Source organism: Saccharospirillum alexandrii (assembly GCF_043641555.1).
GTDB classification, from domain to species: Bacteria; Pseudomonadota; Gammaproteobacteria; order Pseudomonadales; family Natronospirillaceae; genus Saccharospirillum; species Saccharospirillum alexandrii_A.
Map to the genome: position 1 here is coordinate 949,939 of NZ_JBHZRJ010000001.1, position 14,678 is coordinate 964,616.

Below are 14,678 nucleotides of genomic sequence, written 5' to 3' on the forward strand. Positions count from 1 at the left end.
GGTCATTCAGCGGGCCCTGAATTACTGATGAAGGGCCGCACCGTTCTAGCTACAGTTCACAGCAATTAGCCTGTCCGGCACTTTACACTCTGTTAGAGGCATGTCTTCAACCTGTAGGTGCAGTTACTGTGTATCAGGACCGGCGCCGGTAAAGCAGATAAATAAAGAAAGGCGCGCCAACGCCCGATACAAATATGCCGGCCGGTAAATCCTGTGGTAAGAATGCAACCCGGCCTAGCAGGTCTGCCAATAAAACCAAACAGGCTCCGGTAAGTCCGGCCCCCAGAATCAGGCCGGTGCTGGTCTGGCCGGTATAACGTCGCGCCAGGTGCGGTGCCATCAGGCCGACAAAGGCCATGCCGCCGGCAAAGGCAACGGCGGAGCCGGCCAGACCTACACTGCACGCTAGTAACAGGAACCGATACCTGCCCACAGCCAGCCCCAGCCCACGGGATTGTTCGTCATTCATGCCCAACAGCGTTAGAGCTCGTGCTGCCAGCATCGCGACCGGTATCAGGGTGATCGTCCAGGGCAGCAGGCGTGCAACATCCTGCCATTGTGCTCCATAAACCGTACCGGTCAGCCAAATGTAAGCTTGTACCGTGGTGCTTAGTGGGCTCATTACCAGTACCAGAGTGGCAACGGCTTTTAGTGCGGCCGCCAGTGCAATGCCCACCAATACCAGCCGAATCGGAGCAACGGCTGTCGTGCTGCCGGGCTTCCAGGCCAGGCCGTAGATGACGGTGGCGGTTAGCGCGGCAGAGGCAATGGCCACAGGTGGCAACCAGGTCAGGCTGACAGTGCCGGCCAGCCACGCCAGGAACAGCACAGCGCCCAGGGCGGCGCCGTCGCTGATGCCGATGATGTCCGGAGAGGCCAGGGGGTTGCGCACAATCTGTTGTAATAGCGCGCCGGAAACGCCCAGGCCGGCACCCACCAACAGCGCCAACAATCCCCTTGGCAGGCGCAACGTCTGTATGACGAATTGATGCTCGCTGGTGTCGGGTGATAGCAGGGTGTTAATAACGTCCATCGGTGGAATGCGGGTGCTGCCCAGGCAGAGATAGAACAGCAACAAGCTCAGTGTTAACCCCAGCAAAACCAGGCAACGCCTTAAGGTCTGGCGATGAATGGCCAGTGCCAGGGCTTCCGAGGTTGAACGAAACAGGTAGTGAGAGGTCATAATGTCGGGCTGCGTTTACGGGCGATGGCAATAAAGACAGGTGTGCCGACCAGCGCCGTCAGAGCGCCGACTGGCACTTCCTGGGGCGGCACGATAAAGCGCGACAGGGTGTCAGCGCCCAGTAGCAAGCTGGCCCCCAGCATGGCCGCTGACGGGAGCACCCAGCGATGATCACGGCCGAACAGGCCGCGCGCCAGATGCGGAATGATCAGTCCGATAAAGCCGATCATGCCTGCCAGTGCAACGGCACCGCCGGCCAGTAAAATGATGACCACACCGAGCGCCAGCCGGGTGATCACCACGCGTTGGCCGAGGCTGCGGGCGACGTCGTCATCCAGCATCATCAGGTTGATCTGACGCACAAGTATGACGGTACCCATAATCGCGATGCCGTAAAAAGGGAGAAAGGGCAGCACGCTGCTGAGTGGTTTGCCGGCGACTGAACCACCGAGCCAATACAGAATGCCTTCCAGGCTTTCCCGGTTAAGAATCAGCAGGCCCTGGGTAAAAGCGAGAAACAAAGCAGTAATAGCTGCGCCTGCCAGCACAATGCTAACCGGTGACCGTGAGGCACTGCCGGTCATGCCCAGGCTGTAGACGAGAATCCCGGCAACGGCGGCGCCAAAGAAGGCGATGTAGATGTAATCTTGCAGGCGGGTCAGCGAAAAAAAGGTAAACGCCAGTGCCACAAAGAATAGCGCGCCGGCGTTAATGCCCAGCAGGCTGGGTGAGGCCAGGCCATTGCGGGTCATCGCCTGCATCAGGGTGCCGGCAATGGCCAGGCTGCTGCCAACCAGAGCCGCCAGAACGGCCCGGTTCAGGCGGTTGGCACGCACAATAATGTGTTCGATCTGGCTGGCATCGTAGTTGAACAGAGCGTTGATGACCGTGGCAAACGACATGGGCGTTTGCCCCAGGGCGATGCTGGCCAGGGTGGTTGCCAGTAACAGCGCCAGGCACAGGGTCAGACCCAGTGCCTTGACCGGCAGTGTCGACAGCACGGCGATTCCTCTGGGTTAGTCGAGACCGTAATGGTCAAACACGCTGTCGACCATGCGTTCGGCTGCAATGGGGCCGCCGCCCATGTTCCAGTCGACTTCATTGACGCGGTAGACCTGGTCATTTTGCACCGCGGTCAGGGTGTTCCACAGGGGGTGTGAGGTCCAGCTGGTGAAGTTCTCCATCACCGTCGGGTCGGTTTCTGTCATGAACATAAAGAACACATCGGCGTTCATGCTGGGAATGCTTTCCTTGGACGTCAGCTTCACGCCCCAGATGTCTTGCTGATGGCCAGCGGGGCGTTCAAACCCGAGTTCGTTCAGAATGTTCCCGGCGAAGCTGGAGTAGTAAATGCGGGCATGGTCGTTGCGAAAGTTCAACAGTGCTACTTCCTGTGGCCAGGCTACGTCAGACTCGGACACTTGAGATTGAAACGACTGAATGCGCGCATCCCACTGGTCATGCCACTCGGCAGCTGCGTCGGTTTTACCGGTTGCCTGAGCGACCAGATCGAGCGTTTCCTTGAACTGAAACACCGTCTCGTGCATCACGGTCGGTGCAATCTGGGCTAACTGGTCGTAGATTTTTTCATGGCGCATTTTGGCGCCGACGATGACATCCGGGTTCAGGGCAGCAATGGCTTCCAGATTGGGCTGGGTTTCAAGGCCAACATGGGCTACGCCGGCCAGGTCTTCGCGCAGGTAGTGGTACATCGGTTGCTCAACCCAGGAATCGACTACACCCACAGGCGTAATGCCCAGAGCCACCGCTGCGTCGGTGGCACCCTGGTAGAGTGTGACCACCCGTTGCGCCGGAGCGTCCAGTTCAGCGGTGCCCATGGCATGAGGAATACTGATGGATTCTGCCCGCGCGAAAGACAGCGATGCCGCCAATATCAGGCCGAGCAGTTTGGTTGAGGTAAGACGATGAGCCACGGACAACTCCTGAGATAGGTTAGGGGTTGCTGATAGTATTGATAGTTGTTCTTATTATCAACCGCATCCACTGGAGCGTCAGAAAGAAAAAGCAGTTATTCAGGGATGTGATGGAATTATCAAATTATAGTTTGCAAATGATAACTATTATCATTAAAGTGGTTTTCGAAGGTCGATTCAGCGTTGGGCCCCGGGGAAGGAGCACGGTCCCGAACCAGGGTAAAAGGAAGTCGACTCGTTAACGCCTTTGTCCACCCTCTGTCGCAAAGGCGTTGGCTGAGTGCCAACAAGGTTGTTGAACACGCTGAATGGTTTCCAGCCGGGATTTTTCCCCTCCAATGTTAAATCCCGGCTGGTTTTTTAGGAAAACAACACCCTTCGTACAGGAGCTCGACATCATCATGGAACTGCGCAGCAAACTCTGGGCTCTAACGGTGACCACGCTGTTGTTCACCCTGGCCCTCTCCTTCAATCCCTCCAGTATGACGATATTTGCCGGGTTATAACTCAAGAATTGGAATTGGCACTTATCTGAGTGTCGGGTACCGGGTAACCCTATCTGGGGTAGTCCGCAGCATGGATGCTGCGGTCTAGGCCCCATGGATGGGTCCACGCCGACCCCAGATAGGGTTACCCGGTGCCTGATACGGACTCCAGTTACTGAAGCAAACCCGAACTCCGAACCTTGAGTTATAACCCGGCGACTGGGCCTGTTTTCTTCAGTTCATAGCTACCAACCGATCCAGACGTTCAAGGTCATTGATTACTCGCCACTGGCCACCGCCTTCCATGACCCGTTTCTGCCAGGCATTCAGACGATTCTCATAGTCGCGCGGGTCGATGTTATCCCGGGTTAACTTGGTGACGTTCAATGCGACGACTTCGATGCCGGCGACATCAATTGGGAAATCGCGCACATGGCCTTCCGGTAAATCCTCTTCCAGATCACTGAACACCAGAATGGTTTTTTCATCGGCATCGGTTTCGTTCAGAAAATCAATGGCCTGCAATACGCCCCCGGTAATGTCGGTATGGGCACTGCCGCGAACCAGTTCTGAGGTAAACGTCTGCACGTGGTGCTGAAACAAACGCTTCTGGTCGTTGGCGGTACTTGGCCGCACGTCAAAGGTGGCCTTGGCGATGATGTCCTCTTCGTTAAAGCTGGCGCTGTCGATGCGCGCCAGCGCCAGGGAATCACCGCTGTCGAGCGTTGCCAGCAGGTAGTTCATGATGGTCTCGGCCTTGTCGAGTTGCTCGGTGTAGGTGCCCGAGGTGTCGATCAGCATATAGACTGCCCGGCTTTTGACCGGGGACTCTCCGCAGCCGGCCAGCAGGCCGGTACTGAGCAAAGCGGTGATCAGCAGCAGTGTCATGATGTGACGGCTGAGCCTGGCTGAATCGGTAACAAGTTTCATGGGGTTACCTCCTGCGTGTCGGTGAGGACGGGTTCAACTTTGGTACTCCGGCTGCGCTTGGTCTTTGCCGTTGTGGCCGGGGCATCGTCCGTATCGTGTTTGGTCTTGGCGGCCACCGTGGTGTCGCTCAGATCGGGCGCTGTGGAGCGGTGGCGAATCAGTCGTTCAACACCCAATGGCACCATGATGATCAGGTCATAAAGGTGCGCCAGTATTTTGCAGGCATGATTGGCGAGGTTGCCGACCAAACGCAGTGCAACTGCCACCGTGCGCAATACACCGACAACAATCATTCCAAGCACACTGCGCAGCGAATGAATGAATGACTCCAGCGGGATGGCCACAAAGGCCAGCGCGAACGGCAGGATAAAACCCATTACCATTTGGCCGATCGACGGAATCCAGCGGAACTGAGCTTCAACCACGCCGACACCGGCCAGCGATTGTTGCAGGGCGGCGCGGTCGAGCGCGAGCAGGTCACGCATGTAAGCCAGTGAGGCTTCAATGGTGGCGAGAATGGTCAGTAGGGTGAGGGTGACCACGATCATGCGCCGGCGCATGCGATCGTCCATGCTGCCGATGACGGGAAACAAGTGGGTGATGCGCAACGACTCAAGCAGGAACAGACCCATGGCAATTTCAATCAGAATGATCACCAACGCCGCGATGTCGGACATGCGCAGCGAGCCAATGGTCGCTGTGCCGCCGACCATTTCGGACATCGGCAAGGCAATCAGTTGAAAGTTAATCAACCCGCCCATAGCTGCGATGATCAGCACCAACCCAGAGATGAAAAACTGGGTTAACGAAGACGACAGCAGTGAGTTGGCCGCCGCATCTTCGTTGTTGCGAATCGATTCATAACGATCCATCTGCCCATCGATCATACGGGTGCGTTCTTCCAGGCTGTCGAGTGTGGTCTCGACCTTGCCCATGGTGGTTTTCAGAGTACGCCACTGAGGGTGCATCTTGGCCAGGTGCCCATGACGCTCGAGCGTGGCTTTCTGAAACGCTTTCAGGGTTTCTTCGTGCGAATCTTCAATCGCATCTTTTATGTTATCGAGAATTTTGTTCAGGGCCGGGTCGGCACTCTTGGGCAGTGCCGAAATGGTATCGACCACATCGGACCAGGCGGGTGGCAGGGGTGCCGACAACGAACTGGCCTGATAATCAGCCTCGATTTTTTCGATCGCATCGGCCAGGGTGCGGTGCAGGCTGGGGTAGTGCGCCAGATCCCGCGCGACCAGGGTGCTGACCCGGGTGAATTCGCGTTCAATGGCTTTTTCCGCAGCGGTACGGCCCAGCGCCATCAGCACATCACGATTGCGCTGGCTGAGCCGGTGCTCCAGTTTCAAGACAGAACGTGACGCCAGACGCAGTGCGGTAAACACCGCGCGGCCGGTGGTGGAAAACAGGTGGTTCGCCTGCTGGCGCCCGAGATAGAGCACAGTAACGAGTAAAACCAGCCAGATCGCGGCCGAGATGGCGGCGGAATCAGACCAGACAGTGAGCAGTTGTTGAAACATCGCAGAACCTCCGTTGAGTTGACAGGAGGGAGTGTCGTTCAGGGCGGTGAAAATTCTGTGAGTTTAGTGGGGATGGTCCGCGGCGGGTGCCGGGGGAGCCCTTGTGGGGTCGGCGTGAACCCGTCCATGGGGCCTAGACCGCAACATCCATGTTGCGGACTTCCCCACAATGGCTCCCCCGACACCCGCCGCTCGTTTCGCCGGCGAACACCGAAGTTTATTAATCATGACAACTCCTGACAGCACGTTGTCAGGAGCCCAGGAGCATACTGGGCACCAAGCTATCGGAAGACGATGGTGACACTCGTTTGGATCAACAGAAGGAAATTGATCATGAACCCTATTTTGAATGTGAATGAAGTTGAGCTTCATCCCCGCCCAGCTGAATACGCTGCGCCGGGGGAAGCAGCCGAGCGATTTGATGCGCGTCTGGGTGAACTGAGCCAGCCATTAGGGGCTCGTTTGCTGGGCTACAATGTCACTCTGATACCTCCGGGTAAGCGCGCGTTTCCGTTTCACAGCCACCAGCAAAATGAAGAGATGTTCTATATCATCGAGGGTCGGGGCGAGCTTCGGCTCGGTACGCAACGGTATCCGGTTAGGTCAGGAGATGTTATCGCTTGCCCGCCGGGTGGTGTTGAGAGTGCCCATCAATTGATTAATACCGGGGACCAGGATTTGCGGTTTCTGGCTGTCAGTACCCAATTAGCCTCGGAAGTCTGTGAGTATCCGGATTCGGGCAAGTTCGCGATCAGTGCTGAGGTGACTGATGCAAACGGAGGTGAGTCGAGAGTGTTTCGGTTTGTCGGCCGCTTGGAAAGCAGTCTGGATTACTGGGACGATGAATAGGGCAATGTGCCACGGGTGAGGTATGTCCTGGGAGAGAGTTATGCGTCGAGCTGATCGGTTGTTCCAGATTATCCAGTACCTGCAGGGTCGGCGGTTAACCACGGCCCGGCAACTGGCGGATAAACTGGAAGTCTCCGAACGCACAATCTACCGCGACATTCAGGACCTGATGGCTTCGGGTGTGCCCATAGACGGCGAGGCCGGCGTGGGTTATGTGCTGCGCAGTGGCTTTCATCTACCGCCGCTGATGTTCACACCGGAGGAGATGCAGGCGTTGATTGTCGGGGTGCGGTTGATTGACGCCTGGGGTGGTGAAAAGCTCTCGGCCGCCGCCACTGAGGCGCTGGTTAAGATCGAGACGGTCTTGCCGCCCCGGCTGAAGGCCTCGCTGCGCAACCCGCGAATTTATGCGCTGGTATTTTCCGATCGCAAAGACCTGGCACCGCGACTGGATGTATTGGGCGCGGCTGTGAACGACCGGCACAAGCTGCGGTTGCACTATCATCGCGAAGATATGACCGCGTCTGAGCGGGTGGTCTGGCCATTGGGACTGGTGTTCTGGGGCAGCGTCTGGACGCTGATGGCCTGGTGTGAGTTGCGGGCCGACTTTCGGATGTTCCGGGTTGACCGCATTGTCGAATTCGAGGTGTTGGAAGCGGAATATGAGGAAACCGCCCGAATCTCCCTACAGCAGATCCTCAGACAAAATGAGTTGGCCTAAAAGTCGCCCGGGTAAACGCTTTCGGTTTAATTCATCAGATTAATCCAAAATGGTTTAAATTATAAAAATAAACCTATTTGGTTGATTAATTGGTTCAGCTATCTAAACTGTGACCATGAACCGACTGATTGTAATAGCAGACATCGTTGCTTCCAGAGAAATCACCGACCGGGCCGCTGTTCAGCACGACCTCAAAGCAGCGCTGGATCGCTTGAACCGGCAAACCGACGGCCTGCTCTCACCCTATACCATCACGCTGGGCGATGAGTTTCAGGCCGTGCTAAGCACGGCCAGTCGAGTCTTTACCGATATGATGGCCATTCGGGCGGCCATTTACCCCGTCCGGCTGCGCTTTGCCGTCTCGATTGGCCCCCTGGCAACGCCCATCAACCCGGACCAGGCCATCGGGATGGACGGCCCGGCCTTTCACGCCGCCCGGGAAAGCATCGAACAGCTTAAACAGGGTGACCACCAGTTGGCTCTGGCCGGTGAATTTCCAGGCCAGCCACAGGACCTGATGCACAGCACCCTGAATTTACTCGATCGCCACTGGCAGAGCTGGCAGGCCAATCGACTGGTGATCTTGCACCGCCTGCTGCAGGGCGATACCGTAGCGACGCTGGCTAAATCACTGAAGATCAGTGAACAGGCGGTCTACAAGAATATTCGCCAGGGCGGGCTGGACGATGTAACGGAAAGCATCCAAACCCTGACCCGATACCTGGATGCGGCCCTGGCAGAATGACCTGGACTGGTGGCAATGGCCCGCAGCGGGAACCGATGGTGTCTCTGCGGGGTCGGCGTGAATCCGTCCGTGGAGCCTAGGCCGCAGCATCCTTGCTGCGGACTACCCCGCAGAGACACCACCGGCACCCGCCGCTCGTATTGTGCGAACTCCGAAACGTGGATATTAATTGAGGGAATAAGTCGGTGACATCGTTAATACTGCTAACCACCTGGTTGTTAACACGCCTGTGTTTCATCCGCTACGATCAGCGCCTTCCCACCCGCTTGCTACTGATTCTGGTGTTAATCCCCATCATTCTGGCACCTGCCTTGGCGCTGGGTGTCACGTCGATGATTTGGTCGATACTAGCTGCCGCAGCCCTGATTTTTTCCGAGAAAGTCATTCCTGAACGGCTGCTGGTGCCCGGTCGCCTCATGGGGCTGGCTTTAGTGGTGGTTACAGCCTGGCTGATGCCGTTGCCGGAACTGAGTTCATGGTCGGTATTAACAATCGACTGGCTGGGTCTGACTACAGAGCGATTGACCACAGGCTTGTGGTGGTTGCTCGGGTTTCTGCTGGTTGCCGGAGAAGCCAATTTACTGATTCGGTTGCTATTCCACAGTTTCGATCTGGAACCCATGAGCAAGACACCTGAGCCTGCTGAAACCGAACAGACCACGACAGCAAACCAGAACGTAGAACCGGAAATCGACCAGCGCGAGTACAATGCCGGTCGCATCATCGGTATTCTGGAGCGCTGGCTGATGTACATCGTTTTGGTTGGCAGTCAGCAAACGGGTGCTGCATCCGGGTCTCAGTACAGCATCATCGCGGTCATTCTGGCAGCCAAGGGGTTTGCGCGGTTCCGGCAACTGGAGGAACGTGCTTTCGCAGAATATGTGTTGATCGGAACGCTGGCTTCGACACTGTTAACGGTGGCGGTGAGTTTGTTGATCAGTAGCCGGCTAGCTGCATAGCTCACTCACCAATATCCTCATTCCACAGATCAGGCCGCTCGCGGATGAAGGTCTCCATCAAGTGGATGCAGCCCGGCTCCTGGCGCACGTCGAGCTCTACGCCGCGGCTGGTCAGCAGCGCTTCGTCGCCCTGAAAGGTCTGGTTTTCACCGATCACCACTGTGGGAATGCCGTACAGCAGAATGGCGCCGCTGCACATGGGGCAGGGCGACAGCGTGGTGTAGAGCACAGAGTCGCGATACACCGAGGCTGGCTGGCGGCCGGCATTTTCAAGTGCATCCATCTCGCCGTGCAGTACCACGCTGCCCTGCTGAACCCGGCGGTTGTGGCCCCGGCCAATGATTTTGCCCTTGTGTACCAGTACCGAACCGATCGGGATGCCGCCCTCGGCGACGCCTGCTTTTGCCTCATCGAGCGCGGCCTGCATGAATTCGTCCATGTCGGACTCCTGTGAATGGGGGTATAACCTGCAAACTAGCGGAGGGTGGGGTGGCACGCAAGCGAGTAATACAACCTCAGTCACATTTCAGGGTCAGTCGGAGTGCTAGACTGTAAAGACGTTTCAATGACACAGACTAAAAGGCAGTAACGCCATGACCCGGATTGTGTGGGTAGAAGACCAGTCCCACTGGGTCGAGCGGTTTAAACCGACGTTGGAAGCCACCGACTTTAACGGGTCGCCAACCGATGTTCAGGTCTTCAAATTCGCTGAAGCCGCTTGCCAGTACATTAAACAGTGCCCCGATGCCGATGCACCCGATGTCGCGTTGCTCGATGCCCATATGGGTGGCAACAGCCATGCTGGCCTGACTGTGTCGCGCGCTCTGCAGAAGCGCTGGCCGGACTTGCCGGTGGTGTATTTGTCGGAGCATAGCGGTACCGATATCGAACAGGCGGCGTTTGAGCAGAATGGCACCCTGGATTTTATCGCCAAGCATCAGCGTAATGTCGAAGCCGTGCTGTGCTGGCGCATTCAGGCAGTATTGCGCCAGCAACGTCACCAGCCCGGCGAAATCGCCACAACGAACAGCGATACCCTGCGCAGCGGCTCGCTGAGCATCGATACCCGCACCTGGGAAGTGTTCTGGCAAGGGCAAAAGCTGATGAACCCGACCAATCCGCGCCGGCCGCTGGCGCCGACGCCGCGCAAGATCCTGCGCTTTCTGGTGGAAGCAGCACCGAGCCCGTTGTCGACCTGGCAGATTGCCGATAAGCTCGATGCCGACCCGGAACGGTTTTCCTACGCTAACTACCGGCAACACATTCGTACGTTAAGGCGCGCCTTCGATCAGGTCGAAGCGGGCGACGCCGGCTTTACCGACCGTTGCCGGGAAGGGGTTGGAATCGTCACCTTTGGCGACCAGGAAGCCTACTGCTGGAGGCCAGACCATGACCCTGCGCGCTGACACCGATAGACCTTTCAAGCCTAGCTGGCCACAGCGATTCAGTGTGCTGAGCAGTTTTTTCGGACTGGGTCTGGTAGCGTATTTTTACCTGATCACCGAACCCGACCTGTTGGCTTACTATCAGGTGCCTGAATGGGTGCTGGATCCACGTCTGAAAATGGCCCTGTGCGCAATTTTTGCGATATTCCTGATCAACGATGCGCACCGTTATTCCCAGGCGCGCCGTCAGCAAAAACAGCAAGCCCGCCAGTTGCAGAGTGAGTATGACAACCTCTGGCAAAGCCGCAAACAACTGCAACACAAGGTGCATACCTATGCTGGCCATGCCGATAAACTAAAGCTGTTTATCAGCGACAAGCTGCTGGAATACATCGAGTATGATGAAAAATTCCTGCACTTTAAAAGCATTGCGGCCGAGGTGCGGCACAACGGCGTGATCGGGTTCGATAAGGTTCAATCAGCGCTGGAGCAGGCGCTTGCCCAGCCCCAGTTGAACGAGGCTGATCAGTCACGAACCCGGGAGGCCTTGCAGCAACTGCGTTACGTCTGGGATCTGCTCGATCTGGCCACCACCGATAACATTGCCCTGCACCTGGCCAATCAATTGTGCGATCTGGAAGAACCCTATTACCAGCAATCTCTGAATCCGGAATCGGCCGATTCACATGAGCTGCAATCTACGTTTTCGCCGGTAGCCGGTTTGGTGAGGGCGCTGACCCCACTGCTGAATACCCCCGACTCGCTGCACCAGGCGGTAGCTGAAGGTTTGCCCTGTGAGTGGCAGGACGACCCGTCGTTCTGGTTGTCGATGGAGCCCTGTGGTGTGGTGCTGGGGAATGAAAACCACTGGGTGCTGCTTCTGGAAAACCTGCTCAAGAACGCTCAGTTCTTCAGTGGCAAGCGACCCTACCGGCACAAGTACCGGCGTATCGGCGTTCGGCTTGCCGAGCATTCGGGCAAAGTACGGCTGCAGGTGTTTAACAGTGGCCCGGGCATCAGTGAGGAAGACAAGGCCAAAATCTTTCAACTCGGCTTTTCCACCCGCCGGGTGAAGGAAAACCACGGTAAGGGGTTGGGGTTGTTTTTTGTTGGCGAGATTGTCAAAGGCTACGATGGCACGGTCGCTATTGAAAACATCGATAACCGGCCCCGCCAGATGACGCTGCGGCTTGAGTTTGAAAACGGCGATGTCCACACCGATTCGTTTTCCATCGACGTGGAAGACGACTTGCCGGTGTGCCAGCGCCACGGTGAAACGGGCACCGACAAAACACTGAGTTGGTCGTTCGAGCAACGGCTGCGCTCGGTCGAGGTATCGTCGGCCGATGCCCACCAGCCGAACAGAAAACTGCTGGATTCGTCTTCTCGCAGCCTTAACTGGCTAGACCCGCAGTACCCGGATAACCCGAGCTGGGTGCTGGACATTAACCTGGCGCGCAAGAGCTCCGGCATTCAATTCACGCCGCTGGATGTCCGTGGCGTGCAATTCACGGTGGAGCTGCCACTGGCGGCGTCACGTCTGGCCGAGGACGCGACACTGGAAGACCTGGATGCTATCGATGTTGACCGATTGAACCAGCCGTTTCAGGCGCTGGATCTGTATCATGAATCCAATCATTAATGGCTTGAGTCAGACTATCTCATCTGCCTAACCCGCCGCTATCCGGGGGTATGACTTTTCTCCATTGTCAGATCCCGTTATTCTGAATCTGAAACTCTCGCCCCTGACGATAAGGATCGACTCAGTGACCCGTCTATTGTGTGTATGTATTCTGTCTTGTGCTCTGGTGTTAACCGGCTGCAGCAACCTGGCCTCTCAACCGGACACCCGGGTCGACTGGCCCGTCGAGCTGGCTGAGCCGGCAACCTTAATCGACCGGCTCGATCCGGATGTCATCAGCTACGTCCGGCTACCCAGCCCCAGCGCCTGGATAACCGCACCAAAGAACAACGAAATGGGTGACCTGCTGGCGACCGATGCCAATCGGGCTGCCGTTACCACGTTGCTGGATGCACTGCGTCAGCAGCTGGCACCGCTGGGTACGGATGGTGCAATGGCCGGCCTGTTGCTGGATCGGCTGCGGTCACCGATAGAGATCGCCGTTCGCCTGCCCGGGGATACCGCCCTGACCGGTGCTGAGCTGCAAGTGTCGGCGCGGCTCGATTTTGAAACCCGTCTTGCCTTTGAACAACAGCTCGGTAGCCTGCTGGAGGAAAACCCCCTGGTGAGGCAATTGGTTCCGGCAACCGCCGATGCCCCGGGTCGTCTGAGCCTTGGCGTTATGCCAGCCTATTATCAGTTTGATCCGCAAACCCGGCGCTTTACGATGTCGGCCGGGTTTGGCAGCAGTGCGCAAGCGCTGGCGCAGCTCGGCGAGGTGGCAAACCCCGATCACCCGGCTGTCAAGCGTCAGGCCGAACTGGAAGACAGCCGATATGGGGTGTACCTGTGGGCCAATACCGGCGCTGTGATTCACCAGTTGGAACCTCTGTTACCCGCAGCGCAGGCCAGAGAACTGGAGTCGCTGGGGATCATGAGCAGCGAAGAAGTCGCCCTGTCCATGGGGTCGCGGGCAGGCAGGGGGCAGACCACCCTGCTGTTACGGGGGAGTGAAGGCCCACTGTGGGATCTGGCCCTGCCGGATAGCCCGGCCACTCGCGTGCAAAGTCTGGGCGAGCCCGATTACTTTTTTTCCACTGTAATACCGGATGAGGCCTGGGTGCGACAGCTGGCGTCCGTATCGGGCTGGTCGTTGCGTGACCTGAACCAGTTAACCACGAAAACCGGCCTGAGCTGGACGGCGGTTGTGGCCGGGCTGACAGGGCGCTTCAGTGTGATTGCGGATGATGCCGGAAGTTACCTCGCCTTTGAGCCAACCGATGCAGATGCTTTTGCGAGCCTGCTGGATGAACTTCGTTTTCGCGGCTATACCGAGACATCTTCATTTTCGACGGCAAGCGGCCCTATGAATCGTTTGCAGTTGCCGTTGTCAAAACTGTGGCTGGATCAGGAGATGCCATTGGCGTCCGACTGGATAATGCGCAGCCAGGATTCTCAGGGCTGGTATTATGAACAGGCGGGTATCTGGTACTTCGCCACCGTGCCTCAGGTGCTGCTGGCCCGGCAGCAGTCTGCACCAGAGGTGGCACTGGCGAGCTGGAGCCAGCAGGAGACCGATCGGCCGACGCTTCAGTTCACCGGTCAGTTCGATTCGTTGATTCAAACCAACTATCACTATTATCTGGAAGGGCTGCAAACGCTGGCCCACATGCTCGATGCCGAGATCGATATGCTGGCGTTTCCTGTTGCCCGGGTCGCGCAGTTGCCCGACCGTTCACAGGCTAGCCTGTCGCTTACCTATCGCCAGAACACCTTGAAGGCGGTCTATGGTTACGAAACCCACCCCCTGGATCCGCTGCAGGGGTCGATGGGCGGTGTGGCCATTATTGGCATTCTGGCGGCCGTTGCCATACCGGCGTATCAGGATTACGTCGACCAGGTCGCGCAGTATTCCGATATTTAATATCCCTTTTCTGCCGCCGTACGACCGGATGTTTGCCATGCCGGTCTGCGGCCGTTACGGCTGAATAGCTCCGTTATTGCCTAGGGAGCCTCTGAACAACTCCCCCAGGGCTCTGCGCGAGTCAAAACGTTCTGCCACAAGGCGCACTTCGCAGCGCAATGGCCGTAGCCCTTGTCAAGAAGTGCAACGCCGGGGCAGGACGTTTTGGCCGCGCCCTACGGGTGGTGCGGCATTCCGACTTTCCGAGGAACGTAGCCACCGCGTTGGACTCATTTGAAAGGTCTAGACATTCCTGCATGAGTCCGCCTTGTGGCAACGTCCCTCGGATAAGCCAGAGCCCAGGGGGAGTTGTTCAGAGGCTCCCTAGTAAACCCTCGCCTTGTCCAAACCAGTACCCAGACGTTTTTACTCAATAG

The 14,678-nt window shown here is 57.3% G+C and carries 13 protein-coding genes; 7 read left to right on the top strand and 6 right to left on the bottom strand.

Translation table 11 applies throughout. The features are described 5' to 3' along the window. Positions 1 to 133: 133 nt before the first annotated feature. The 5 genes from ACHUE7_RS04095 to ACHUE7_RS04115 all read right to left on the bottom strand — a co-directional run bounded on the left by ACHUE7_RS04095 (position 134) and on the right by ACHUE7_RS04115 (position 6,058). The gene (locus ACHUE7_RS04095; RefSeq protein ID WP_394168867.1) at positions 134 to 1,183 is read right to left on the bottom strand and encodes a FecCD family ABC transporter permease; all 1,050 of its coding nucleotides are present in this window, start codon (positions 1,181 to 1,183) and stop codon (positions 134 to 136) included. Further along, positions 1,180 to 2,184, bottom strand: a complete 1,005-nt coding sequence (locus tag ACHUE7_RS04100; RefSeq protein ID WP_394168868.1) for a FecCD family ABC transporter permease — start codon at positions 2,182 to 2,184, stop codon at positions 1,180 to 1,182. Before ACHUE7_RS04100 ends, ACHUE7_RS04095 begins: the two co-directional genes overlap by 4 nt. A 15-nt stretch (positions 2,185 to 2,199) precedes the next feature. Further along, positions 2,200 to 3,117 (bottom strand): ABC transporter substrate-binding protein, encoded by a 918-nt coding sequence (locus tag ACHUE7_RS04105; protein WP_394168869.1) that lies wholly within the window; start codon positions 3,115 to 3,117, stop codon positions 2,200 to 2,202. Between the two features lie 719 nt (positions 3,118 to 3,836). Next, positions 3,837 to 4,532 (bottom strand): VWA domain-containing protein, encoded by a 696-nt coding sequence (locus ACHUE7_RS04110; RefSeq protein WP_394168870.1) that lies wholly within the window; start codon positions 4,530 to 4,532, stop codon positions 3,837 to 3,839. Beyond that, positions 4,529 to 6,058 (bottom strand): hypothetical protein, encoded by a 1,530-nt coding sequence (locus ACHUE7_RS04115; RefSeq protein ID WP_394168871.1) that lies wholly within the window; start codon positions 6,056 to 6,058, stop codon positions 4,529 to 4,531. Before ACHUE7_RS04115 ends, ACHUE7_RS04110 begins: the two co-directional genes overlap by 4 nt. A gap of 333 nt (positions 6,059 to 6,391) precedes the next feature. On the opposite strand from ACHUE7_RS04115, the gene ACHUE7_RS04120 reads away from it, so the two are divergent. From ACHUE7_RS04120 to ACHUE7_RS04135, 4 genes are all read left to right on the top strand, one after another. Further along, on the top strand, positions 6,392 to 6,907 hold the full coding sequence (locus tag ACHUE7_RS04120) for a cupin domain-containing protein (RefSeq protein WP_394168872.1): 516 nt from the start codon (positions 6,392 to 6,394) through the stop codon (positions 6,905 to 6,907). A gap of 40 nt (positions 6,908 to 6,947) precedes the next feature. Beyond that, positions 6,948 to 7,628 (top strand): helix-turn-helix transcriptional regulator, encoded by a 681-nt coding sequence (locus ACHUE7_RS04125; protein ID WP_394168873.1) that lies wholly within the window; start codon positions 6,948 to 6,950, stop codon positions 7,626 to 7,628. 115 nt (positions 7,629 to 7,743) lie between these two features. Further along, positions 7,744 to 8,373 (top strand): SatD family protein, encoded by a 630-nt coding sequence (locus tag ACHUE7_RS04130; RefSeq protein WP_394168874.1) that lies wholly within the window; start codon positions 7,744 to 7,746, stop codon positions 8,371 to 8,373. Between the two features lie 185 nt (positions 8,374 to 8,558). Further along, positions 8,559 to 9,332: a hypothetical protein gene (locus tag ACHUE7_RS04135; RefSeq protein ID WP_394168875.1), complete on the top strand. Its 774-nt coding sequence runs from the start codon at positions 8,559 to 8,561 to the stop codon at positions 9,330 to 9,332. A gap of 1 nt (position 9,333) precedes the next feature. Here the strand turns inward: ACHUE7_RS04135 and ACHUE7_RS04140 are convergent, their stop codons facing one another. Next, on the bottom strand, positions 9,334 to 9,771 hold the full coding sequence (locus ACHUE7_RS04140; protein WP_394168876.1) for a nucleoside deaminase: 438 nt from the start codon (positions 9,769 to 9,771) through the stop codon (positions 9,334 to 9,336). A 154-nt stretch (positions 9,772 to 9,925) separates the two neighbouring features. Between ACHUE7_RS04140 and ACHUE7_RS04145 the strand changes: the two genes are divergently transcribed. The 3 genes from ACHUE7_RS04145 to ACHUE7_RS04155 all read left to right on the top strand — a co-directional run bounded on the left by ACHUE7_RS04145 (position 9,926) and on the right by ACHUE7_RS04155 (position 14,262). Beyond that, a complete protein-coding gene (locus ACHUE7_RS04145; RefSeq protein ID WP_394168877.1) occupies positions 9,926 to 10,738 on the top strand; it encodes a response regulator transcription factor in 813 nt (270 codons plus the stop codon). Then, positions 10,722 to 12,359 (top strand): sensor histidine kinase, encoded by a 1,638-nt coding sequence (locus ACHUE7_RS04150; RefSeq protein WP_394168878.1) that lies wholly within the window; start codon positions 10,722 to 10,724, stop codon positions 12,357 to 12,359. Before ACHUE7_RS04145 ends, ACHUE7_RS04150 begins: the two co-directional genes overlap by 17 nt. A 124-nt stretch (positions 12,360 to 12,483) precedes the next feature. Continuing rightward, on the top strand, positions 12,484 to 14,262 hold the full coding sequence (locus ACHUE7_RS04155) for a hypothetical protein (RefSeq protein WP_394168879.1): 1,779 nt from the start codon (positions 12,484 to 12,486) through the stop codon (positions 14,260 to 14,262). Positions 14,263 to 14,678: the final 416 nt, after the last annotated feature.